We start from the raw sequence: 24,620 nt of genomic DNA on the forward strand, positions 1-24,620 counted from the left end.
CGTTAGGCTGTAGCACTCCGTTACTGCGTCTTCTACCCGTACCCATATCGTCTGGTTGTTCGATGCATTGTAGTTGGTTGGGGTGGGGATCCATGGCATTCCTGCATCGGCATTGGCCTCTGTGGTGAAGTAATGGATGATAAGGCTGTCTTCTGTTTCCCCGTTCTCCAGTACCGCATCATAGATTACCTGCTGGTTTACCGTCAGGTCTACAAGGTGCATCCCGTTCTGGTTCTGGTTGTCGTCGTCACACTCCACGATGTCCGGTAGTTGTGGGGCTTGTGGGGCGGGCGCAACAATAAGTGTTAACTGGTACGTCCTGAAACAATGGGTCTCAGTATGCTCTACCCTCACATAAATAAACTGTACAAATGGGTCAAGGTTTTGCAGTGTATCCGTGTTTGGTATTTCGTTTATATTATTTTGGGCATCCTCTTCGGTCCAGAAAAAAGAAATTTCAAGGTACGGCCCGTTGTTCGTCATGCTCTGAACAAGGTCATCAAGATTGATGCTGCCTATCCCCTCGCCATTGGTATCGCAAACGGTTAAATCTTCGGGCGTAGGCTCTAAAATTATTGGCAATGGCACCACGCGCACATCCTGCAATACAATACGGAAACACCCTGTAATCGCATCGGTAACGCGCACAAAAATAGTTTCAACCGCAGGGCTGTTACTGTAGGCAAACGTTTCTGCTTCCGGAATAACATTGGTGCCGGCGGCAGCATCAGTATAGGTATGGTAAAACGTTACATCTACGCCAAGCATCCCCTGTGTAATTTCGTCAATACGGGTGGTGAGGTCAAACACCTCGATTTCATCGCCGGGATTGTTTACATCGCAAAGCGTGTAGGGCTCCGGCTGTATGGCAACAGGCAGCGGATTAACCACAAGGTTAACCTGTACAATATCATAACAACCCGTGGCATTATTGGTTACGCGTATGTATATAATTGTATTAACTGTAGCGTAACTGGCGGGAGACGCTATAGCAGGCATACCCAAAACTGCGGCATCATAACTTAAAAAATAGCTCACGCTAAATAGGGCCGGGTCCATGCCGCCGAATACCTCATCTTCTAAAGAAGTTAGGTCAAAAATTGCAATACCATCGGTATCCACATCGCCATTATCACAAAGCCGGTAAGGCTGTGCGGGTGTAATGGCTTCGGGTACCGGGTTTAGAATAAGCTGTAGCGTGGTAGTATCATAACAATCGCTAAAAGCCGATTGCACCCTTATATAAAGCGTTTGTGTGTTTATATATACATTGTCATATTCGGCAGTTTCAGTAATATCATTAGTACCAAAATCAGCGTCGGGCTGGGTTTCGTGCAGGGTAACCACCACATTAGGCATAGTAGCCTCGATAGATGCTATAACCGCATCAAGGTTAAACTCAGCAAAGCCATCATTATTAAAATCACATTCCTGCAAGGCCGGAACTTCGTAAGCCACCGGTGGGGTAACGATTTCAAGATTTAGAGGCATTACGTTAAAACATCCCGTTAATACATTATCTATTCTTATATACACAGTTTGCGGACTCGAAGTATTTATATAGATGTTAGGATATTGGATTGCGTTTATGCCATCTATAGCAAAAGCCTCAGTTTCATAAAAGCTAAACTGCACGTTTGTTTGCGAACCGGTAAGCAGCGTATTGTATTGGGTAAGGTCAAAATCAGTAAACTGGTCTTCCAGGCCGTCATCATCACAACGGTATAGTACAAGTGGCGTGTTAGCCTGTGTATTTTCAAATTGCGGCAAGGGCAGCATATTTAATGTAAACGATGTTAACGCATAGCCATAGCAACCCGTAGTACTGTCTACCCTTGCCCAGATGGTTTGTGTGTTGGCCACCTCATTTTGGTAAGGGCTGCTCAGCGCACCTAACTCTTCCTCGGCATTTTGCTGGCTGGTATAATACGTAACAATACTTTGGGTATTGCCATTTTTTATGGCATCATCATTTAGGGTAAGGTTAAATAACGTAAAACCATCTTCGTCCTGGTCGCAGGCAGTTAAGTCCTCCGGCTCGCCCGCCGTAACAGGGTTGGTTATTTGTATTGTAAATGATATCGTTTCAAAACATTCTGTTTGTGTGTTGGTAAGAACAGCATATATAGTTTGCGGGTTGCTCGTATTGGCAAAAGCTTCGGGAGTGTTAATCTGATTGGTTAAAGCTTCATCGGTAAAATAAGTTACAACAGCGCTACTTTGGCTGCCGATAAACATATTTTCGTAAACGGTAAGATCAAAAGCTACCGACTGGTCATCTACCTCGTCATCATCGCATTGCGAGAGGTTAATATCTATATTATTAGGGTTATTAAACTCCGGCAACGGCAAAACCGTAATGGTAAACGATGATATATCGTAACCCACACAGCCGTTTGTTTTTTCTAAACGGGTCCAAATGGTTTGCGGCCCATAGGCTATAGTATTTTGATACAGAACATTTATTGCCCCAGTATTGTTTATTGCATTTTGCTGTGATGTAAAATAAGTAACAGCACATTCACTATTGCCATCTTTGATAGCCGCCTCATTAGCATCAAGGTTAAAGAGGGCAAAGCCGTTGCCATTTACATCACACTCGGTAAGGTCTTCGGGTTCACCGCCTTCAATAGGCGGGGTAAGGCTAATGGTAAGGGTTTCGTTGCTGTAGCAACCGGTAATGATATTGGTAATACGCATATAAATAACCTGCGGGTCGCTGCCGTTATCAAAAGCCTCAGGGCTTTCAATAGGGTCATCGCCAGTTATCATATCATTATTATTAAGGTGGTAGGTAATTTGTACCGGCGTTTGGCTGCCTATAAACATTTGCTCAAAAATGGTAAGGTCAAACGCAGTACTGCCATCGTCTACCCCATCGGCATCGCACTTAACAATTTCCAGCGGAATATTATCCGGGTTTAAAAACTCCGGCACATCATGAAAAGTTGCCGTACCTGTCCACTCCATAGAAAAATTACTGGCACCTACCGGGCGGTCTATAACAATATAATATATATCGCCATCTTGAACATTCATCCAGTTAATAAAGGAATTGCCATCAGTACCCGGGCCTTCGGACACATCAGCACTTTGGGCATTCATGCCGGTGGTATTATAGGTTAGCCCAGCTTGTAAAGGATTGGTTGTAGAACACCTGATCGCGGTGCCAAGGTTACCACAGTTTACATTAGGGCCAAAAATCCAGAAATCAAAGTCTACTACGAGGTTATCACTCTCCGGTGTAAGGATAAAGCCCAGGGTACCCCCATCTTTAATTAATATCTTTAACCAAAGGCTATTGTTCTCCATACTGGAGCACGCGTTGTTTATATTAATTTCCTGAATGCCAACACCCGTAGCATCAAGCCCGGAGTAATTGCCATCGCCGCATACCATAATAGCATCAGGGCAATCTACTTGTGCCCTTAACGTGGTTGGAAATATAATAAAAACGGCCGCAAGCAGCCAATAGTAAAGTTTCAAAGCATAGTCGATGTTAAAATTGTTATAAAATTAGCGATTTTTAAATACCACAACCGCCACTGTATGTTAAATATTTAACTTTCAGTTAACTTAAACATTTTTATCGGCAAAAACCCCACCTGTAAAGCAATAATATATTTTGCCGCATTATTGAACCCTTTTACCTCAATTACCAATTACTCAATCGCAATTCTTAGTAGCTTTGATGTATATTTATTTATATGCCTAAAAAAACTCAAAATTACCTGCTCCACCTACTCGGCTGCCTACTGTTTATAAGCATCCCTATATTTTCTTCCCCGGATTTTGATACAGAGAAGAACCTTTTTGCGCTCGCCCCTTTCCAAAAAAGCTTTTTTTCTTACGTGCTGCTAATTGCCTTTTTTTACGCTAATTACCTATACTTTATACCCAAATTTTATTTTACCCATCGCAACTTTATATTTTTCACCTGTATAGTAGCGTCATTTTTTATAATTACTTACGTGCCGGGACAGTTTTTTAATGATGCCATAATGCGCATACCCATGAAAATGCCTATGCCACAACCGCGCGGCAGGCCTATGGGACCGGGACCTGGCGGACCAATGCCGTGGCCGTTTTTTATGATATTTCAGGGAGGGTCGTTATTGCAATGCCTCATGGTGTTTTTGCTGTCTTTTTTATTACGCACCAGCCAGCGCCTTAGCCACATGCAAAGCGAAAAGCTTAAAACCGAGGTATCTTACTTAAGGGCGCAAATAAATCCACACTTTTTGTTTAATACACTTAACAGCCTGTATGCGCTAACTATTGAAAAGAGTGATGCTGCACCCGAGGCTGTGCTAAAACTATCGAGCATGATGCGCTATGTGGTAACCGAAAGTGGCCGAGATCACGTAGCCCTTGAAAGTGAGATTGCCTACATAAAAAACTATATTAGCCTGCAACAGCTACGCATGGACGATGCCACTGCCTTTACTTTTACAGTGAGCGGAAATGCACAGGGCAGGCAAATATCGCCGCTGCTGCTAATTCCTTTTATAGAGAATGCATTTAAGTATGGGCTTAACCCCGAGGAAGATTCTGTTATTGGTGTGGATATAAATATTACCGATACGCAGCTCCTGCTAAACGTTAAGAATAAAAAGGTTACGATGAGTTTGCCAGCCGGCGAAGAGAGCGGCCACGGGGTAGAGAACACCCGCCAGAGGCTGCAATACCTATACCCCAACAAGCACGAATTGCTTATATTTGATACTGCCGATGTTTTTGAAGTTAAATTAACCCTAACCTTGGTATGATAAAAGCTATTGCCATAGATGATGAGCCACTGGCGCTTAAAATTATTACCCACTTTTGCAGCCAGGTAGATTTTATTGCGCTCGAAAAAACATTTACCAAAACCGATGAGGCTTTAGAGTATTTAAAGAAAAATCCGGTTGATATGCTTTTCCTGGACATACAGATGCCCGGTAAGAACGGACTGGATTTTTACAAAATGCTGGAACCCGAAACCATGGTTATTTTTACTACGGCTTATAGCGAATATGCCGTTGAAGGTTTTAATATTAATGCCGTAGATTATTTACTAAAACCTTTTTCTTTTGACAGGTTTTTAGCCGCGGTAGATAAAGCATCTAAAGAAAAGCGCGCACGCCAGGCAGCGCCGGGTCAAAGCCATTTGCTTATTCGTGCCGATTATAAGCTGCACCGTATAGATTATGATGATATACTGCTTATAGAGGGATTGGATGATTACATACGCATTCACCTTAAAGGTAAAAGCCCCATAACGGCTCGTTTTAGCATGAAAAGCGTGTTGGAAAAACTACCCCAGCCCAATTTTTTACGCGTACACCGCTCTTATATCATACCCATTAATAAGGTAAAAAGCCTCTACAATAAAACCATACAAATAGAAGATTTTGTTATACCTGTAGGCGATACTTATAAAGATGCTGTAAGCAAGCATTTGTAACAGTATTTTACTTTAACCGCAGGTTTCACATCATTAACCTCAATTTTTCTCAACATAAATGGGGTTATCGCTACATTTACCGCAAAGCAATTTTAACTTCAATTCTTTTTTAGTTGTACTGAATTTGAATATCTTGCAAAACTTTTTAACAAAATTTTCACTAACCCAGAAAAATGAAAAAAACTATTAATACAAAAACTACTTTACTTGCAGTGTTATTTGCCCTTGGCGCAATGCAGTCTTATGCGCAAACGGGCCCTAAAAAGTTTAGGAGCATTAATCCTGAAAACGGCCACGTAAGGTGTGCAACGGTAGAATACCAGGAATATCTAAAAGAAAAGAACCCTGCCCTGGTTCAGGACAAAGAGGCGTTTGAAGCCATTCTTGCCACTAAAATTGCCGAAGCAAAAGCCGCAAAAATGCAATCGCCTAACGATGCCAATGCTGTATTTACAATACCGGTAGTTGTACACGTTATTCATAATGGTAATGCAGTGGGCAATGATGAAAATATTGCCGATGCCCAGGTTATCTCCCAAATTACGGTTTTAAACCAGGATTACAGAAGAATGGAAGGCACTCCGGGGGATAATGATTTTGAAGTAGGTGCCGATACTGAAATTGAATTTTGCCTTGCAAAAGTAAAACCCGACGGAACCGCATTTAATGGTATAGACAGGGTTGACATGGGCAATGCCACATGGGATACCTTTGCAGCAATTGATGATAACCTTAAACCTGCAACACAGTGGGATCCTGAACAATATTTTAACATCTGGGTGGTAAAATTTGGCGGTGAGCTTGAAGAAGATTACGGCCTGCTTGGGTATGCCCAGTTTCCGGATCTTTCCGGCTTAGGAGGACTTGACACCTTTGGTGGTAATGCCAGCAGCGATGGTGTGGTTATAGGATACCGTTATTTTGGTTCTTCAACACTTTATCCGGGTGGTAATTATTTTGCTCCATATAACAAAGGCAGGACCACTACACACGAGGTAGCCCATGCTTTAGGCTTAAGGCACATTAACGGCGACAATACTTCCTGCACTACAAATGCCAGCGATTCTCAAAAAGATTATTGCCCTGACACCCCTGCAACATCTGATTATAATTACACTTGTAATGCAGTAGACACCTGCCCTACTGCCGCCGGCGCGGATATGATAGAAAATTATATGGATTATACTAATGATGCGTGTATGAATGTATTTACACAAAATCAAAAAACAAGGATGAAAACGGTACTTCAAAATTCACCAAGAAGAAGCACACTGGGTACATCTACAGTTTGTGAGGAAGTAGCAGGTGCCGAAGAGTTTAAACTTCTTAATGGCATAAACCTTTACCCTAACCCTACACAAACTGTACTTAACATAGCTGTAGACAATAACGAACTACCGGATAGCTTTGTTATTTACAACAGCCTTGGCCAAACCATTAGCACTGTTAAAGTTAACGGCAGCGCTAACTTAGTAGTTAATACATCTGCTTACAGCAACGGTGTATACTTTATCAAAGTAGATAAAGGCAACGCATCTAAAACGCTTAAGTTCATTAAGAACTAATCTACACAGGATTATATATACAAAGAGCGGGGCAAAATGCCCCGCTCTTTTATTTTTGTATGGTTTTGCCCTTTATACAATTATATTTTAAAAGTAACAACCGGCCTAACAGCATGGTTAACAAGATCTTCGCTTATACTGCCATTAAAAAAGTGGGCAAGTCCCTGGCGGCCATGAGTACACATACCCATAAGATCGGCATTAATACTGTTGGCAAAGTGCAATATGCCTTTTTCTACATTAACATCATTATATACGTGTGCGCTATATCCGTTTGCAATAGTAAAGCCTGCTACAAAATCATGTATAAGCTTTTCTGCCGCGTGGGTAGATTTAAAATCGTTTGGCGTGTTAATATAAACAAGGTGTAGTTTAGATTTAAAGCTGTTTGCAAAATCTACCACCTGTGCAAAAGGTTTTTTAATTTCGTTAGAAAAATCAGATGCAAAAACAAATTTCTCAGGGTTAAAATCACTTTCCTCCTTTTTAATAACAAGTACAGGAATATCCGATGTTCTAACCACTTTCTCTGTATTAGAACCTATAAACATTTCGTGAAAACCGCTCGCACCATGAGATCCCATAACAATAAGATCTACATTATGTTTTTTAGCTGCTTTTTTAATACCTTCAAAAGCCTTATCAAACAAAAGTGCTTCAGATACTGTAAGGCCCTCAAGATAATCGGCAGATTTTACCTCTTCAAAACGCTCATGTGCCTTTTGTAAAAAGAAAGCAATTTCCGGTATCTCAGCGCTTGGTGTAACAGCGTCGCCTTCCTGTCCGGGTAGTTCTACTAAATGTATTAATACTATTTCCCCATCATTTTCGCGTGCAATCTGTGCTGCAACTTTAAGCGCATATTCTGCATGATCGGAAAAATCCGTAGGTACTAAAATTTTTTTCATAAGTTAAGTAATGTGTAAGTTTTTAACAAAAAATTAGTCGGTTTTAACCCTCTAAATGTATAAATTAATTTTACATTATCCAATGATTTTCAAGATATAAAAATTATTCGTATATTTGCGCAGTTATTTAATAAAAACTAAATAATGAGGGGACAGGAGTCCCCTCTTTTTATACAATATGACATTTAAAGAGAAAGTAACAGATTTATTAAATAAAGGTTTAGAAGAACATCCTGAGCTGTTTTTAATAGATTTTACAATAGGTACCGGCAATAAAATAAACATTACCCTTGATGGTGATAATGGCGTAACATTGCAGGATTGCATAAACATAAGCAGGGCTATAGAGCATAATATAGACCGCGAGGAAGAAGAAGATTTTTCATTAGAGGTAGCCTCGGCCGGAGCCACAAGCCCAATGAAAGACCCAAGGCAGTACAAAAAAAATATTGGCAGAACCGTTAGTGTTAAAACTAACGATAACCAAATAGAGGCTGATTTAATTGATGCCGATATAAATAGCATAACGCTGGAGTGGACTGCCCGCGAACCTAAACAAATAGGTAAAGGAAAAGAAACCGTTACTAAAAGGTTACAAATACCTTATACGGATATTAAAGAAGCAGTTGTTGTAATAAAATTTTAAAAATATAAAGTTGGCATGGAAAATCTCGCATTAATAGATTCGTTTTCAGAGTTTAAAGATGATAAACTTATAGATCGCGTTACCCTAATGGCGATACTGGAAGATGTATTCAGGAATGCATTAAAGAAGAAATACGGGTCTGATGATAATTTTGATATTATTATAAACCCTGATAAAGGGGATATGGAGATATGGAGAAACCGTGTGGTAGTGGCAGACGGTGAGGTAGAAGACCCTAACCAGGAAATTTCGCTTAGCGAAGCCAGAAAAATAGAAAAAGATTTTGAAGTAGGCGAAGAAGTATCTGAAGAGGTAAAACTAATTCAGCTGGGCCGCAGGGCTATCCTTGCATTACGCCAAAACCTTATTTCTAAGATACACGAACACGACAATACTAACCTTTATAAACAGTTTAAAGACATTATTGGTGATATTTATACCGCAGAGGTACACCACGTAAGGCCAAAAGCTGTAATTTTGGTGGATGATGAAGGTAATGAGATCGTTTTACCTAAAGAAAACCAAATTCCGTCTGACTTTTTCCGCAAAGGAGATAATGTTAGGGGTATTATAGAAAATGTAGAGCTTAAGGGCAACAAGCCGCAGATAATTATGTCAAGAACTTCTGAGAAGTTCCTTGAGAAATTATTTGAACAGGAAATTCCTGAGGTGGCAGACGGTCTTATAACTGTTAAGAAGGTAGTAAGGATACCGGGCGAAAAAGCAAAAGTAGCTGTAGATTCTTACGATGACAGGATAGACCCTGTGGGTGCCTGCGTGGGTATGAAAGGTTCTCGTATACACGGTATCGTTCGCGAGCTGGGTAACGAAAATATAGACGTTATTAACTATACAACAAATACACAGTTGTATATATCAAGAGCGCTAAGCCCTGCCAAAGTGTCGTCTATTAAGATAGATGAGAACACACACAGGGCCGAAGTTTTCTTAAAATTAGAAGAAGTCTCTAAAGCTATTGGCCGAGGAGGACACAATATTAAACTGGCAGGATTATTGACAGGCTATGAGCTTGACGTAATCAGAGAAGGCAACCCTGCTGAGGATGAGGATGTTGAATTAACAGAATTCTCAGACGAAATAGATGAGTGGATCATCGCAGAGTTTGCAAAAATAGGCCTCGATACTGCAAGGAGCGTACTTAACCAGGATGTAAACGACCTTGTAAGAAGAACTGACCTTGAAGAAGAAACTATTCTTGAGGTTATGAGGATCTTAAAAGAAGAATTTGATAGTTAGGCTAAGTTTAATATTTTAATACAACAACACAACGAAAGAAGATAATAGTAAAAAATATTTATGTCTGAAGAAAGAGCAATAAGAATAAACAAAGTTTTAAGGGAATTAAATATTTCCCTCGACAGGGCCGTGGAGTTCCTTAAAGACAAGGGCCACGTTATTGAGGCAAGCCCCAATGCCAAGATATCCGGCGAGGAATATAATGCCCTTTTCAATCAATTTTCTGCTGACAAAGGAAACAAAGCTGCATCATTAGAGGTGAGTGAGGAGAAGAGGAAGGAGAAGGAAGCGCTGCGTATAGAGAGGGAAAAAGAGCTGGAGGAAAAAAGGAAGCAGGAAGAAGAAAAACAAAGGCAGGAAGTTATTAGAGCTAAGGCATCTTTGAGTGGCCCCGTGGCTGTTGGTAAGATAGATCTTAACCCTAAAAAACCTGTTGCCGAAACCGCTGCTGCTTCTTCAGACATACCTGTAAAACAACAGGAACCGCAAACAGAAAAGCCCGCAGCACAAAAACCTGCAGAGGCACCGCAACAGGCACCACAGGAAAAAGCTGCTGAAGTTAAAGAAACTGCACCACAACCGGAGCAGCCTAAGGCTCAGCCAAAAATACAGGCACAGCCGCAAGCACCACAACAGCAACCCGTACAGGAAAAACCTGTACAGGCAGCACAAGAGCCTGCGCAGCCCGCTCAACCTGAGGCACCGGCACAACCCGAAGAAATTAAAACGCAATATACCAAGCTTACAGGAGCTACCTTTACTGGGCAAACCATAGATCTTTCGCAGTTTAACAAACCTAAAAAGAAAAAAGAAGAGCCTAAAAAAGATGCACCAAGGCCGGGTGGCGTTGCAAATAATAACAATGCTAACGATAAGAACAAGCGTAAAAGGATTACTCCTAAACCGCAAGGTGGCGCCAATACCAGCGGTGCACAGCGCCAGCCGGGACAGGCAAGCCAGCTTATCAGGCCAAATGCTCCGGGAACCGGTGGCGGCCAGCAAGGCGGCAACAGGTTTGGCGGAGGCGGCAAGCGCCCTGCTATTGTTAGCAAAGTAGAGCCTACAGATGAAGAGGTTAAAAACCAAATTCGCGAAACGCTTGAGAAACTTCAGGGGAAAGGAAGCAAATCTAAAGCTGCGAAATACAGGAGAGATAAACGTGATACGCACCGCCAGAGAACGGATGATGAGCAGCGTGCATTAGACGAAGGCAGTAAAACAATTAAGGTTACAGAGTTTGTAACCGTAGGTGAAGTTGCTACCATGATGGATGTGCCAATTACCAAAGTGATATCGGTATGTATGTCGCTTGGTATCATGGTTACCATGAACCAGAGGCTGGATGCTGAAACGCTTAGTATTGTTGCCGATGAGTTTGGCTACGAGATTGAGTTTATAACAACTGATATTGAAGAGGCTAAAGAAGTTGTAGAAGACAGAGAAGAAGACCTTGTATTCCGTGCCCCTATCGTTACTGTGATGGGCCACGTAGACCACGGTAAAACTTCACTTCTTGACTACATCCGTAAAGAAAATGTAATTGCAGGAGAGTCGGGTGGTATTACCCAGCACATTGGTGCATATGGTGTAACACTTGAAAACGGCCAAAAGATCGCTTTCCTTGATACACCGGGTCACGAGGCGTTTACCGCTATGCGTGCACGTGGTGCCCAGGTAACCGATATTGCCATTATTGTAATTGCAGCAGACGACGATATAATGCCGCAAACTAAAGAGGCCATTAACCACGCACAAGCGGCTGGTGTGCCAATTATATTTGCCATAAATAAAGTGGATAAGCCCAATGCTAATCCGGAGAAAATTAAAGAAAGGCTTGCGGGCATGAACCTTCTTGTAGAAGATTGGGGCGGTAAGATACAATCGCACGACATCTCTGCAAAAACAGGCCTTGGCGTAAAGGACCTTCTTGAAAAAGTATTGCTTGAAGCCGAGTTGTTAGACCTTAAGGCTAACCCGGATAAAGCTGCTGTAGGTACCGTTGTAGAGGCGTTCCTTGATAAAGGCCGCGGATATGTATCTACCGTACTTGTACAGGGTGGTACACTTAAAGTGGGCGACTATGTACTTGCCGGTAAACACCACGGTAAAATTAAGGCAATGCACGATGAGCGTGGCCACAATGTTAAAGAGGCAGGCCCGTCGCAACCAATATCTATATTAGGTTTAGATGGTGCGCCAACCGCAGGTGATAAATTCAGCGTTTACGAAGACGAGAAAGAAGCAAAACAAATTGCTGCTAAACGTACCCAGTTAATGCGTGAGCAAAGTGTGCGTACACAAAGGCACATTACCCTTGCCGAGATTGGGCGCAGGATTGCACTTGGCCAGTTTAAAGAGCTTAACATTATCCTTAAGGGAGACGTGGATGGTTCGGTTGAGGCGTTATCAGACTCGTTCTCTAAACTATCTACAGAGGAGATACAAATTAATATTATACACAAAGGTGTAGGTGCTATTACCGAATCTGACGTGTTGCTTGCTTCGGCATCCGATGCGATCATTATAGGCTTTAACGTGCGCCCTTCGGCAAATGCAAGACAACTTGCCGACAGGGAAGAAATTGACATCCGTAACTACTCTATCATCTATGATGCTATAGACGACCTTAAAGATGCAATGGAAGGCATGCTATCTCCGGAAATGAAAGAAGAAGTTACCGGTACTGCCGAAATACGTGAAGTGTTTAAAATATCTAAAGTGGGCTCTATTGCCGGATGTATGGTTACCGATGGTAAGATATTCCGTAGCTCTAAAATAAGGTTAATACGCGAAGGCGTTGTAATCTATACAGGAGAGCTAAGCACACTTAAACGCTTTAAAGACGATGTTAAAGAAGTTTCTAAAGGTTACGACTGTGGTATGCAGATTAAAAACTATAATGACATACAGGAGTATGACACTGTAGAAGCCTACCAGGAAGTAGAAGTTAAGAAAAAGCTTAAATAATACATTAAAATAGTTTACAAAAAATCCCGGAATATTCCGGGATTTTTTTATGTTTACAAGTGATATGCATACACCTGCGTTAAATGCTTAAAAAAATATTCCTTCCCTTTATCTTTTTGTTGTTTTATGCCGGAATGTATGGGCAGGAAAATACATATTTAAAAAAGATAGATTCCCTTAAGCTGGTTTTTAATAAAACTACTGTTGATACTATAAAAGCAACCCAGCTTATTTACATCAGCCGTTTTTATGCCGGGCTTGGCGATGCCAAAAATGGCAGGGAATATGCTGCTAAAGCACTGCAAATATCAAATAAAGCACAATGGTCGCCAGGTAAAACAGAGGCTTATGTTTGTATGGCAAACCAGCCGGGAGCTGATGCAGCTACTGTTTATAAAAAAGCATTACACGAAAGCCTTAAAACTGCTGACAAACAGCTTACAGCTTCGCTTTATAATTTGCTTGGGCAAACTGCAACAGATAACAACCAAAAACTTGCCTATTTTAAAAAGGCCCTTCCGCTTTACCGCGAGAAAAAGGACAACAAAAATTACAGTAAAATCCTTTTTAATATTGCTTACGCTTACGAGTTAAAAGGAATGTATTTTGACGCGGTTGATTACCGCATGCAAAATTTAAAATTAAGTGAGCAATTAAAAGATACAATTAGTATAGTAAATGCAAACCGCCACTTAGCGCTTACCTATTCGGCTAAAGGCGACACCAACAAAGCACTCCTTTATTATCTTGCAGCTACAGCCTTAATGAAACAGCATTCTAAAAAAGCTAATGCCCTTTTTATATCGGACATATATAATGAAACCGGGAAAATTTATCTCATTCAGAAAAAGCACGATAAAGCACTGGCACACTTTAAAGAAGCGCTAACCTATGCCAAAAGCGGGCACTATAACCTTGCCCAAATTGATATCCTGCAATATATCAGCAAAGCTTACTTAAAGCTCAACAATAAGCATGAAGCTAATGCCAACCTTGATAAGGCAAAACAACTTACAAATGTAGTGCCATTACCTCAGGATAAATTATTGGCATGCAATTCAATAGCAAGTACTGCTTACGAATCAGGTGACTACCCGGAAGCAATAAAGTACTACCAGATATTGTTAGATATTGTTTATGAATTTGAAAAGGCCGGAGAGGATATGTTACTGGCAAAACAAATTGCTACATCCGGGCTTGGAGCGTCCTATCTTGCGCTCGCAAAACAGCAGGGCAATAATAAAGAACTGTTGTCTAAAGGCATCAGTAACCTGGAAACGGTACTGCCGCTATACAGGCAAGCCAATAGTTTTAAAGAACTAAAGGTATGCTCCAAACAACTGGCCGAAGCGTATGAGTTAACAGGGCAGTACTCAAAATCTGTAACTGCTTATAAAGATTACATTACCTATAAGGATAGCATCTCATCTATCGATCGGGAAAATGCTTTCACAAAAAAAGAGGCCGAGTTTGAGTATACCCAAAAAGAAACCCTTTTAAAAGATGACCAGAAAATTGCCATCGAAAAAGAACAGAACCGACGCAATTATGCTTTTGCCGGTATAGGAGTTTTGCTGCTTATAGCAGGCGGTTCAGGCATTGCTTACAATCGTAAGAAAAAAGACAACCGTTTAATTGCTGCAGAAAAAAAGCGCAGTGATGATTTACTGCTTAATATACTCCCGGCAGAGGTTGCCGAAGAGCTTAAAGCCAAAGGCGAAGCCAGTGCGCAGTATCATGATAAGGTATCAATACTATTTACTGACTTTGTTGGTTTTACCAAGCTGTCGGAAAAATTTAGTCCCGAAGAGCTTATAGGTGAATTAAACTACTGTTTTAAGGCGTTTGACAATATTATTACAAAGCACAACATAGAAAAGATAAAAACCATAGGTGATAGTTATATGGCGGTTAGCGGGCTTGCCGGTAAAAATCCCGACCATGCTAAAAATGCTGTTGAAGCTGCGATTGAAATGCGTAATTTTATCGACGCTTATAAAACCGAACGCCTGGCACAGGGCAAAGTATATTTTGAAATGCGCATTGGCATAAACAGCGGCAACGTGGTGGCCGGTATTGTGGGCATTAAAAAGTTTGCCTATGATGTGTGGGGCGATGCCGTAAACATAGCCAGCCGTATGGAAAGCCATGGGCAGGCCGGCAAAATAAACATTAGCAAAAGCACCTACAACCTTGTTAGAGAAGATTATGCAACAGAATACAGGGGCGAGATTGACGCTAAGGGCAAAGGGTTTATTAATATGTATTTTGTAGAACCGAAACAAGTACCGATGGACGTAAATGGGGTAAAAGATTTTATTCTTGGTAAACAGCAAAAAGAACTGCCGGAACATTTAAGCTATCATAACATTCATCATATTTTAGATGTATACGAGGCAGTGAACAGGCATGTTGAATCTGACGGCATTTCCGGCGAAGATGCTGTTTTACTGCAAACGGCAGCGCTTTTTCACGACTCAGGATTTATTGTACAGGCGCAGGGACACGAAGAAATATCCTGTGGTTTTGCACAACAATACCTGCCACAATATGGGTATAATAGCGAACAAATTAACGTAATTTGCGGCATAATCATGGCAACTAAGATTCCGCAGTCGCCAAAAACGCCTTTGGAAGAAATATTAGCCGACTCCGACCTTGATTATCTTGGCCGTGATGATTTTTTTGAAATATCCGACAGGTTGTTTGAGGAATTAAAACATAGTGGCGTTGTAGCTAATTATGATGACTGGAACAAAATGCAGGTAGGCTTTTTTAACAACCACCATTATTTTACCGCAAGTGCCAAGACATTGCGGGAGGTTAAAAAGGCTGAGAATTTAGAAAGTATTAAAGCAAAACTTATTTCATAAACACAAATGAACACTGTTACCAACAGACTTAACTTAAAAGATTCCGTAACCGATTATGCCTTTATATTGGTAGGCATACTTTCTATAAACTTTGCCCTTAAGGGCTTATTGGTACCCAACCATTTTTTTGATGGTGGGGTAACAGGGCTATCGCTGCTACTGCACGAAAAATACCATTTTAATATTGCCTATACCATAGTGGCGCTAAACCTGCCGCTTGTATTGGTAGGCTATAAACTGGTGGGACAAAAATTCTTTATCAAAACAAGCATCTCAATTGTGTTATTGGGTATGTGCCTGTTATGGCTGCCTATTCAGGAAATAACGCACGATAAGCTTATCATATCGGTATTTGGAGGCTTTTTTATAGGGCTTGGTGTTGGGTTAGGCATGCGTGGCGGTTGTGCCCTTGATGGTATAGAGGTACTGGCCGTATACACCGGTAAGCGTATAGGCTTTACCATGAGCGAAATTATCCTTGGGCTGAACATCATCATATTTACTGTTTCTGCCTTGTTCTTTGGGCTCGAAACGGCGTTTTACAGCATGCTTACCTACTTTGTGGCATCGCGCACCATTGCCTACGTGGTAGACGGTATACAGGAGTTTACCGGTGTTACCATAATATCGGCCAAAAGCGAAGAAGTAAAAGCTTATTTGGTTTTACAAATGAATAAAGGCATTACTGTTTACAAAGGCGAACGCGGCTTTATGAAAGAGAGCTTTGAGGTAAGTGCCGACTGCGATATTATATACACCGTAGTAACAAGGCTTGAAGTGCGCCGCCTTAAGGCCGCTATGCATGAAATTGACGAAAAAGCATTTATTTTCACGCAATCCATACGCGAAACTGCGGGTGGTGTTTTAAAGAAAAAAGAGCATTAACAGCTACTCAACAACTTAAATAAAAAATCCCGACTTTTAAATTGAAGTCGGGATTTTTTATTTCTATTCAGGGGCGAGTGCAAGTTCCAGGCCTTCCAGTTCGGCCGTAATAGGTATCTGACACCCCAGGCGGCTGTTGGGCTTAACGTTAAAAGCTTCACTAAGCATGGCATCCTCATCGGGCCCCATTTCAGGAAGTTCTACCTCGTTAAGCACATAACACTGGCAGGAAGCACACATAGCCATACCACCGCAAACGCCTATGGTACCCTCCGGAGCCAGTTCGTAAGCCCGGCAAAGCTCCATGATGTTCATAGCCATATCGGTAGGTGCAAGCACCTCGTGTATAATACCCTCCCTATCGGTTATTTTTATTGTTACTTCGTTCATTATTTTTGTTTCAGGTTTGCTTCGCCAGTCGGCAACAGCCTCGTGTCAGGTTTAAAGTTTAAAGTTGCTTACTCGTACGGAATGGCAACCTGAAACTTTAAACCTGAAACAAAATAGCCTAATCAATCGCTTTAACCACTTGTTTTTCGGCTTCTTTACGGGTACCGTCAAAACCATCTACACCGCTTACGGTGGTGTATTTAAGCACATATTTTTTGCCGGGGTTCAGTTTATTAAAAACACTTTGGCACATTAATGTAGCCTCGTGGAAACCGCACAAAATAAGCTTAAGCTTACCCGGATAGGTATTAATATCGCCAATGGCATAAATACCCTCTATATTGGTTTGGTAATCTAAAGCGTTGTTTACTTTAATAGCATTCTTTTCAATTTCAAGGCCCCAGTTGGCAATGGCGCCTAATTTCGGTGTAAGCCCAAAAAGCGGGATAAAATAATCGGTGGCAATGGTAGTATGAGAGCCATTAATCTCAAGATCAAGCTCCTCTACACGCTCGGCACCGCGAATACCGGTAACCTCGGCAGGTGTAACTAATCGAATTTTGCCCTGGTGTTTAAGCTCCTGTACTTTTTCAACCGAATCTAACGCTCCCCTAAACTCGTTCCTCCTGTGTACCAGTGTAACTTCAGAGGCTACATCGGCAAGGAAAATACTCCAGTCTAAAGCAGAGTCGCCGCCACCGGCTATCACAATGCGCTTATCGCGAAACAGCTCAGGGTCTTTTACAAAGTACTCCACCCCTTTATCCTCGTAAAACTCAATATCTTCTATAATGGGCTTGCGTGGCTCAAAGCTGCCCAAACCACCGGCAATAGCAACCGCTTTTGCGTGGTGTTCTGTGCCTTTATTGGTAGTAACTATAAACGTACCATCCTCTAACTTTTGAATAGTCTCTGCCTTTTCGTTAAGGGTAAAGCCTGGCTGGAATTGCTTTATCTGTTCCATTAAATTATGCACCAGGTCGCCTGCCAGGACCGATGGGTACCCAGGAATATCAAAAATGGGTTTTTTAGGATAAAGCTCTGATAACTGCCCGCCAATTTGCGGAAGTGCATCTATAATATGGCATTTTAGTTTTAAAAGTCCGGCTTCAAATACGGTAAAAAGGCCTGTAGGCCCTGCCCCGATTATCAATATATCTGTTGTAATCATGGTTTAAATTATGGTAAAAGCAATTTCAGGACAAAGGTGCCCAAAATTGCTTTTAGAAATTATGATAATTATCAGCCGCAGCCAATATATTTTTTGTTGAAGTATTACGCGATGTTAACCACCGTTTCAATAGCAGGAGCATACTTTTTAATAGTAGTCTCTACACCGGCTTTAAGCGTCATTTGGTTAACGCTGCAGCCCACGCAGGCACCTTCAAGGCGCACACGCACGTGCTTATCATCTTCAATGTCTATCAGTGATATGTTACCTCCATCAGATTCTAAAAACGGACGAATCTCATCAAGGGCTCTCTCTACACTGCTTCTAATTTCTTCTGTTGTCATTTTTATTTCTTTTTAACTGCTGAGCAGCCGGCCATAGTGGTTATTTTAATTGCTTCGGTAGCAGGGAGGTTATCATTCCTGTCTACCGTTTCCTGCACAACGTTACGCGCAAGCTCTTCAAAAGCAGCTTCAAGCGGTGTTGCAGTTTGCAGGGCAGCAGGGCGGCCATAATCTCCTGCTTCGCGTATGCTTTGTACGAGTGGTATTTCGCCAAGGAAAGGCACATCTAAGTCCTCAGCAAGGTTTCTTGCGCCTTCTTTACCAAAGATATAGTATTTATTGTCAGGAAGCTCCTCTGGTGTAAAATAAGCCATATTCTCTATAATACCCAATACAGGCACATTAATGCTTTCCTGGCGGAACATAGCCACACCCTTTTTAGCATCGGCAAGGGCCACAGCCTGTGGTGTACTAACAATAACCGCACCGGTTATAGGCAGCGCCTGCATTATAGAAAGGTGAATATCTCCGGTTCCCGGTGGTAAGTCTAACAATAAAAAGTCCAACTCACCCCAATCGGCATCAAAGATCATCTGGTTAAGGGCTTTACCTGCCATTGGGCCACGCCATATAACGGCCTGTTCCGGACTGGTAAAAAAGCCTATAGAAAGTATCTCTACACCGTAGCTTGAGATGGGTTTCATTTTAGATTTGCCATCTATAGTAACCGATATTGGTCGCTCGCGCTCTACATCAAACATTATTGGCATCGATGGCCCGTAAATATCGGCATCAAGCACACCCACCTTAAAGCCCATTTTAGCTAAAGTAACGGCAAGGTTTGCTGTAATGGTAGATTTACCTACACCGCCTTTACCCGATGATACCGCAATAATATTGCTGATACCCGGTATGGCTTTACCTTTAATTTCAGGTTTCTCAGGAGCTTCAACCTTTACATTTACTTTTACTTTAGCATCAGGCGACACTAACTCCTGTATTGTTTTTATAATATCTGCTTCGGCGCGCTTGCGTATGTGCATTGCCGGTGTTTGCATAACCAGCTCTACAACCACCTCATCGCCAAAGGTAAGTACATTGCGTATAGCCTCACTCTCTACCATATTTTTGCCTTCGCCGGCAAGTGTAATGGTTTCAAGGGCTTTTAATATTTCTTTTCTATCTAATTTCATGGTATAGTAATCGCTAACAGCCTCTTATATAGACTTATTTTAAATTGCAAAGATAGTATGAAAAGTTTATACAATAAAGTTAATTCAGTGTTCTTTTGCGGTGATGTAGCATTCTGTTTGACCTCACCCCCAACCCCTCTCCAAAGGAAGGAGAGACGAGAACCTGAACAGTTTAGTTATCTTATAAAACCCCAATGGATAGTCCTCACCCCCAACCCCTCTCCAAAGGAGAGGGGAGCCGAGAACGGAAATCGTTACGTAGTATTTTGATAAACAAGAAGAATAGTTGAGTGAAGCTTGCCCCCCTCTCCTTTAGAGAGGGGTTGGGGGTGAGGACAAATCCAACAATCTAAAAATCTAATTCTTTAGCGGGATCCCAAAAACAGGTTTCAAATTTTACGATCTTGTTGTCTTTTATTTTAATGCCTTCGCTTTCCAGAAGCTGCTGCATAAGGTTGGTGCCTTCAAAATGATGCTTGCCGGTTAGCAGCCCCACCCTGTTTACTACGCGGTGTGCGGGTACATCGTCATGGCCGTGGGCGGCATTCATAGCCCAGCCCACCATTCGTGCCGACCTGGCTGCCCCTAAAAACTTTGCTATTGCCCCGTATGACGTTACCCTGCCGTAAGGTATTAGCCTCACAACATCGTACACCTTATCAAAAAAAGATTCTTCGGCTTTAGCCATAAGGTTGCTTTTAGTGGTTACGCAATATTTTTATGATGGTAATTATAGCAATAAGCCCTGTGATTGAGCCTATAAAGTAGTTGACATTTTTAAGAAAGAAATTGGTTTTATGCTCAAACCTTTTAAAGAAAACAATGTAAAGATAAAACACCGAAAATGAACCTATTATTGCCCCTATTACAAAGAGGAATATAAACAGGTTATTGAAAAAAAAGTAGCCCGCGCGCATAAACGAAATACTTATAAACACATAAAACGGGATAGGGAAAAAATTTAATGCCGATAGCATGGTACCTAAAAAGTAGTTGCCTGTTGTACTCCTAACGTGCACCTCCTCCGGATTACATTTATCTTTTTTCTTTTTAGAAAGGAATAAAAAATAAATGGTAAGCAGTGAAAATATCACAGCCCCGACTTCCTGCAGCATAGATACAATTTCCGGGCTGCGATTTATAAGCTTTGCAAAAGTTACCGATATAAATGCCTGAAAAAACACGATAGTTGCCGCGCCAAGCGCAAAGAAAATCGCGTTGCGCCTGCCTTCCTTAAGGCTTATTTTAGCAGCCGTCATATTAAGCAGTCCCGGTAAGAGGGTTGCCACGAACGAAATACCAAAACCCACCACCAGCGGAAGGATTATCTCCATACTATTTTATTTTAAACTTGATGTAGGTAATAGCCTTGTTTTGCTCCAGGTATTGTTGCTCATAAAATGTTTGTATGGCAGTAACCACCTCCGGCGAGCCCTCGTTACGGTACACATTATGGTTAGCATAAATAACCTCGTGGCCTTCGCCATGCAGTAACCCCAGGGTATAACCGTGCATAAACTCACTATCGGTTTTAAGGTTTACCACGCCATTAGGGCCAAGTATCTTTTTATAACGCTGCAAAAACTCACTATTAGTAAGTCTGTGCTTGGTACGCTTGTATTTTATTTGCGGGTCAGGAAAGGTTATCCAAATCTCAGCAACTTCGCCTTCTTCAAAAAAATGCTCTAACAGCTCAATCTGCGTACGTAAGAAACCCACATTGTGCAGCCCCTGCTCTACTGCGGTCTTGGCACCACGCCAAAAACGGGCACCTTTAATATCTATACCTAAAAAATTATTTTCAGGGTAGCGCGCCGCAAGCCCAACCGAATATTCGCCTTTGCCACAGCCCAGTTCTAACACTATTGGGTTATCGTTCTTAAAAAAATCACTGTTCCATTTGCCCTTTAGTGCAAAATCGCCTGCAACGGCTTCTTCCCTTGTTGGTTGTAAAACATTGCCAAAAGTTTCGTTTTCCCTAAAGCGTTTTAATTTATTCTTGCTTCCCACTACTAAATTTAAATTTTTGGTAAAATTAGCGAAATATATACCAATCAAAATAATTTTAGATTGCACTTATTAAATAGTTATCAAAAAAAACCTCAGTGCAGCCTAAAAAAAGAATCCTTGTAGCCCCACTTAACCGCGGGCTGGGCCATGCTACCCGATGCATACCCATAATAGAAGCACTGGAAAATCATGGTTTTGAACCGATTATAGCCTCCGACGGTGTAGCCCTTGCCCTTTTAAAGAAGGAATTTCCGCTGCTTATGGCGCTGGAGTTACCTCCCTGCCACCTGACCTATACCGGAAACGGCACTTTTTTTAAATTAAAGACATTTTTCAGGGCCCCTAAAATGTTTAGCGCCATACACCACGAAGGTAAAATTGTAGAAGAGCTTGTTAAACAACACAATATAGACGGCATTATAAGCGATAACCGCCCGGGGGCTTACAGCCGCAGGGTTGCCAGCGTGGTTATAACGCACGAGTTGAATTCGGCATCAGAGAATGGGTCGCAATTGCCTGCACAAATACACAGACTGTTTTTAAAACGTTACCGCGAATGCTGGATTCCCGATGTAAAATCGTCGCCCAACCTTTCGGGCAAATTGGGTCACAGCGAAGAAAGCACACTGAACCTTAAATACATTGGCCCTATTAGCCGGTTGCACAAAAAGATTACCGATAAGAAATATGATTTGATGGTACTGCTATCGGGCCCTGAGCCGCAGCGCACCCTATTGCAGGAAAAGCTTATTAAGGAGCTTAAAAACTACACCGGCACTGTGATTTTCATAAAAGGGATTGTAGAAGGTGTAGAAACTGCCACCCAAAAAGACAACATTACTTTTTATAATTTTATGACTACCGATAACCTTGAATTGGCACTTAACGAAAGTGAAACAATACTGTGCAGGCCGGGGTATTCTAACATTATGGATTTGGCAAAAATGGGTAAAAAGGCATTTTTTATCCCTACACCCGGTCAGGAAGAGCAGGAATACCTGGCCAAGAAGCTTAAAAAATCGGGCGTAGCACCGTATGCCACACAGGCTAAGTTTAAGCTGGCCGACCTGCAAAAAACGGAAATGTATAAGGGGCTGAAAGAAATTAACGGCGCCGCTAAATGGAAGGACCTATTTAGTCTTTTCGAGGGTAAATGAAAACTCTGAGCCTTTGCCAAAGGTACTTTCTACATACATTTTTTCGTCGTGCGCCTCAATAATGTGCTTAACAATGCTAAGCCCAAGCCCGGAGCCGCCTTCGGTACGTGCACCGCTTTTGTCTACGCGGTAAAAACGCTCAAACAGGCGCGGTATGTGCTTTTGCTCAATACCTTCACCATTGTCTTTTACGCGGACGATGATCTTATTATTCACAAGGTCTTCAATAGCTACCTCTGTAGTACCATTTTCTTTACCATATTTAATAGAGTTAACCACTAAGTTGGTAACCACCTGCTGTACTTTTTCTTTATCGCCGTACACTATTATGGGTTTGATATATTTCATATCAAACATAAGGATGATGTTCTTTTTATCGGCTTTCATCTCCAGCAGGTCGAAAACACTTTGTACTACTTCAACTATATTAAAGGCAGTAAAGGAAAGGTTAAGGTCGCCCACCTCCATCTTAGTGATCATATCCAGGTCCTGAACAATGTAAATAAGGCGCTCTACACCTTTTTCGGCACGTTGCAGGTACTTTTTGCGCAATACCTTATCATTAATTGCACCATCTAAAAGTGTAAGGATATACCCTTGTACGGTAAACAAAGGTGTTTTAAGCTCGTGTGATACATTGCCTAAAAATTCCCTGCGGTACTCCTCACGTATCTTTAAGGTTTCGATCTCAATTTTCTTGTCGCGGGCAAATTTTTCCAGTTCGCGCGTAAGCGTAGCCATATCGGTAGTGATAGACTTGTTCCTGAACGTACTGGACTCTAAAAGTGAAATATCATCGTATATTTTTTTTACCCTGCGGTAAATAAAACGCTCTACCCTGTATTGCAATACCACGAACGAGAAAAAGAAAAGCACTATAAAAACAAATACAATGGCGCGCCAGTCTATAGGGTATAAAAAAGCTAACCCCGCTAAAAGCGAGGTAGTAAATAATGTAATATATAACGCTGATTTTACAGCGAATTTATACGATTTCTTTAGTTTTAAGGTCACGCAATTTCGAGCTTATAGCCCACTCCTTTAATGGTTTTAAATATTTCGTCGCCTATTTTTTCGCGAAGTTTACGAATGTGTACATCTATAGTACGCCCCCCCACAACAACCTCGTTACCCCATACTTTATCAAGTATCTCCTCGCGTTTAAACACTTTACCGGGTTTAGATGCAAGTAAGTAAAAAAGCTCGAATTCTTTACGCGGAAGTACAATTTCTCTGTCTTCCATTATAATTTTGTACTCTTCGCGGTTAATTTCTATACCGCCTACCCTTAAAACATCTTCTTTGTTTTCGTCTTCTTTAAGCCTTCGCAATAAAGCTTTTACCTTGCTAACAAGTAATTTTGGTTTAATGGGTTTTGCAATGTAATCATCGGCACCGGCATCAAAGCCTGCTACCTGAGAGTAGTCTTCGCTGCGTGCGGTTAAAAAGGTAATAATCACGTTGCTTAGCTCGGGTACCTTCCTTATGTTCTCTACTGCTTCCATGCCATCCATTTCGGGCATCATAACATCGATAATAATAAGGTGTGGCAGCTCCTTTTTAGCTTTTGCAACAGCCTCTTTGCCATTAACTGCTGTTACTACCTGGTAACCTTCCTGGGTTAAATTATAGCCTACAATCTCTAAGATATCCTGCTCATCATCAACCAGTAAGATCTTAATATCCTTTTTCTTCATAACGACACTATGTGTATGTTTTGTGGCGGTAAAGGTAAAGATAATACAAAACCTTCAAACGTGTTAACAGTAATTTAATCTGTTAACAATTTAGTAATAAATAACAAATGTAGACATAACTATTATGTAACATAGCATTTAAAGAGTGGCGGTTACTTTGCAGCAAAATTA

19 protein-coding genes and 1 pseudogene are annotated in these 24,620 nt (G+C 41.5%); 9 read left to right on the plus strand and 11 right to left on the minus strand.

The features are described from left to right. Positions 1-3,486 (minus strand): annotated as a pseudogene (locus FMM05_RS19595) (hypothetical protein); the annotation flags it as partial. Positions 3,487-3,707: 221 nt separating this feature from the next. Here FMM05_RS19595 and FMM05_RS19600 point away from each other — a divergent pair. The 3 genes from FMM05_RS19600 to FMM05_RS19610 all read left to right on the plus strand — a co-directional run bounded on the left by FMM05_RS19600 (position 3,708) and on the right by FMM05_RS19610 (position 7,011). Further along, positions 3,708-4,769, plus strand: coding sequence for a sensor histidine kinase (locus FMM05_RS19600; protein WP_143375121.1), 1,062 nt, complete (start codon positions 3,708-3,710; stop codon positions 4,767-4,769). Then, entirely contained in the window at positions 4,766-5,446 is a 681-nt protein-coding gene (locus FMM05_RS19605; protein WP_143375122.1) for a LytR/AlgR family response regulator transcription factor, read from the plus strand. The genes FMM05_RS19600 and FMM05_RS19605 overlap by 4 nt, the downstream gene beginning before the upstream one ends. A 173-nt stretch (positions 5,447-5,619) precedes the next feature. Then, positions 5,620-7,011: a T9SS type A sorting domain-containing protein gene (locus FMM05_RS19610; protein WP_143375123.1), complete on the plus strand. Its 1,392-nt coding sequence runs from the start codon at positions 5,620-5,622 to the stop codon at positions 7,009-7,011. 80 nt (positions 7,012-7,091) lie between these two features. Here FMM05_RS19610 and FMM05_RS19615 read toward each other — a convergent pair whose 3' ends face one another. After that, complete coding sequence (locus tag FMM05_RS19615) at positions 7,092-7,919, minus strand: universal stress protein (RefSeq protein WP_143375124.1); 828 nt, start codon at positions 7,917-7,919, stop codon at positions 7,092-7,094. 178 nt (positions 7,920-8,097) lie between these two features. Between FMM05_RS19615 and rimP the strand changes: the two genes are divergently transcribed. From rimP to FMM05_RS19640, 5 genes are all read left to right on the plus strand, one after another. After that, on the plus strand, positions 8,098-8,565 hold the full coding sequence (rimP, locus tag FMM05_RS19620) for a ribosome assembly cofactor RimP (protein ID WP_143375125.1): 468 nt from the start codon (positions 8,098-8,100) through the stop codon (positions 8,563-8,565). A 15-nt stretch (positions 8,566-8,580) separates the two neighbouring features. Beyond that, positions 8,581-9,822, plus strand: a complete 1,242-nt coding sequence (nusA, locus tag FMM05_RS19625; protein ID WP_143375126.1) for a transcription termination factor NusA — start codon at positions 8,581-8,583, stop codon at positions 9,820-9,822. 60 nt (positions 9,823-9,882) lie between these two features. Further along, entirely contained in the window at positions 9,883-12,789 is a 2,907-nt protein-coding gene (infB, locus tag FMM05_RS19630) for a translation initiation factor IF-2 (protein WP_143375127.1), read from the plus strand. Between the two features lie 83 nt (positions 12,790-12,872). Continuing rightward, positions 12,873-15,662 carry an adenylate/guanylate cyclase domain-containing protein gene (locus FMM05_RS19635; RefSeq protein ID WP_143375128.1) on the plus strand — a complete coding sequence of 930 codons (2,790 nt, stop codon included), beginning with the start codon at positions 12,873-12,875 and terminating at the stop codon, positions 15,660-15,662. 6 nt (positions 15,663-15,668) lie between these two features. Next, entirely contained in the window at positions 15,669-16,547 is an 879-nt protein-coding gene (locus FMM05_RS19640) for a YitT family protein (protein ID WP_143375129.1), read from the plus strand. 63 nt (positions 16,548-16,610) lie between these two features. Here the strand turns inward: FMM05_RS19640 and FMM05_RS19645 are convergent, their stop codons facing one another. From FMM05_RS19645 to trmB, 7 genes are all read right to left on the minus strand, one after another. Further along, a complete protein-coding gene (locus tag FMM05_RS19645) occupies positions 16,611-16,937 on the minus strand; it encodes a 2Fe-2S iron-sulfur cluster-binding family protein (protein ID WP_143375130.1) in 327 nt (108 codons plus the stop codon). 118 nt (positions 16,938-17,055) lie between these two features. Further along, positions 17,056-18,108, minus strand: coding sequence for an NAD(P)/FAD-dependent oxidoreductase (locus FMM05_RS19650; protein WP_143375131.1), 1,053 nt, complete (start codon positions 18,106-18,108; stop codon positions 17,056-17,058). A 104-nt stretch (positions 18,109-18,212) separates the two neighbouring features. Next, the gene (locus tag FMM05_RS19655) at positions 18,213-18,452 is read right to left on the minus strand and encodes a NifU family protein (RefSeq protein WP_026991187.1); all 240 of its coding nucleotides are present in this window, start codon (positions 18,450-18,452) and stop codon (positions 18,213-18,215) included. A 2-nt stretch (positions 18,453-18,454) separates the two neighbouring features. Then, complete coding sequence (locus tag FMM05_RS19660) at positions 18,455-19,585, minus strand: Mrp/NBP35 family ATP-binding protein (RefSeq protein ID WP_143375132.1); 1,131 nt, start codon at positions 19,583-19,585, stop codon at positions 18,455-18,457. A gap of 349 nt (positions 19,586-19,934) precedes the next feature. Then, on the minus strand, positions 19,935-20,273 hold the full coding sequence (locus FMM05_RS19665; protein WP_143375133.1) for an MGMT family protein: 339 nt from the start codon (positions 20,271-20,273) through the stop codon (positions 19,935-19,937). Between the two features lie 10 nt (positions 20,274-20,283). Continuing rightward, positions 20,284-20,919: a LysE family translocator gene (locus FMM05_RS19670; RefSeq protein WP_143375134.1), complete on the minus strand. Its 636-nt coding sequence runs from the start codon at positions 20,917-20,919 to the stop codon at positions 20,284-20,286. A 1-nt stretch (position 20,920) separates the two neighbouring features. Further along, a complete protein-coding gene (gene trmB, locus FMM05_RS19675; RefSeq protein ID WP_143375135.1) occupies positions 20,921-21,595 on the minus strand; it encodes a tRNA (guanosine(46)-N7)-methyltransferase TrmB in 675 nt (224 codons plus the stop codon). Between the two features lie 95 nt (positions 21,596-21,690). Here trmB and FMM05_RS19680 point away from each other — a divergent pair, with 95 nt between their 5' ends. Then, the gene (locus tag FMM05_RS19680; protein WP_143375136.1) at positions 21,691-22,752 is read left to right on the plus strand and encodes a glycosyltransferase; all 1,062 of its coding nucleotides are present in this window, start codon (positions 21,691-21,693) and stop codon (positions 22,750-22,752) included. Here the strand turns inward: FMM05_RS19680 and FMM05_RS19685 are convergent. After that, positions 22,726-23,766 carry a sensor histidine kinase gene (locus FMM05_RS19685; protein ID WP_143375137.1) on the minus strand — a complete coding sequence of 347 codons (1,041 nt, stop codon included), beginning with the start codon at positions 23,764-23,766 and terminating at the stop codon, positions 22,726-22,728. The two genes, FMM05_RS19680 and FMM05_RS19685, sit on opposite strands and share 27 nt — an antisense overlap. Continuing rightward, positions 23,763-24,449 carry a response regulator transcription factor gene (locus FMM05_RS19690; RefSeq protein WP_143375138.1) on the minus strand — a complete coding sequence of 229 codons (687 nt, stop codon included), beginning with the start codon at positions 24,447-24,449 and terminating at the stop codon, positions 23,763-23,765. Before FMM05_RS19690 ends, FMM05_RS19685 begins: the two co-directional genes overlap by 4 nt. Positions 24,450-24,620 lie beyond the last annotated feature (171 nt).

Source organism: Flavobacterium zepuense, assembly GCF_007097145.1.
Lineage (GTDB): Bacteria > Bacteroidota > Bacteroidia > Flavobacteriales > Flavobacteriaceae > Flavobacterium > Flavobacterium zepuense.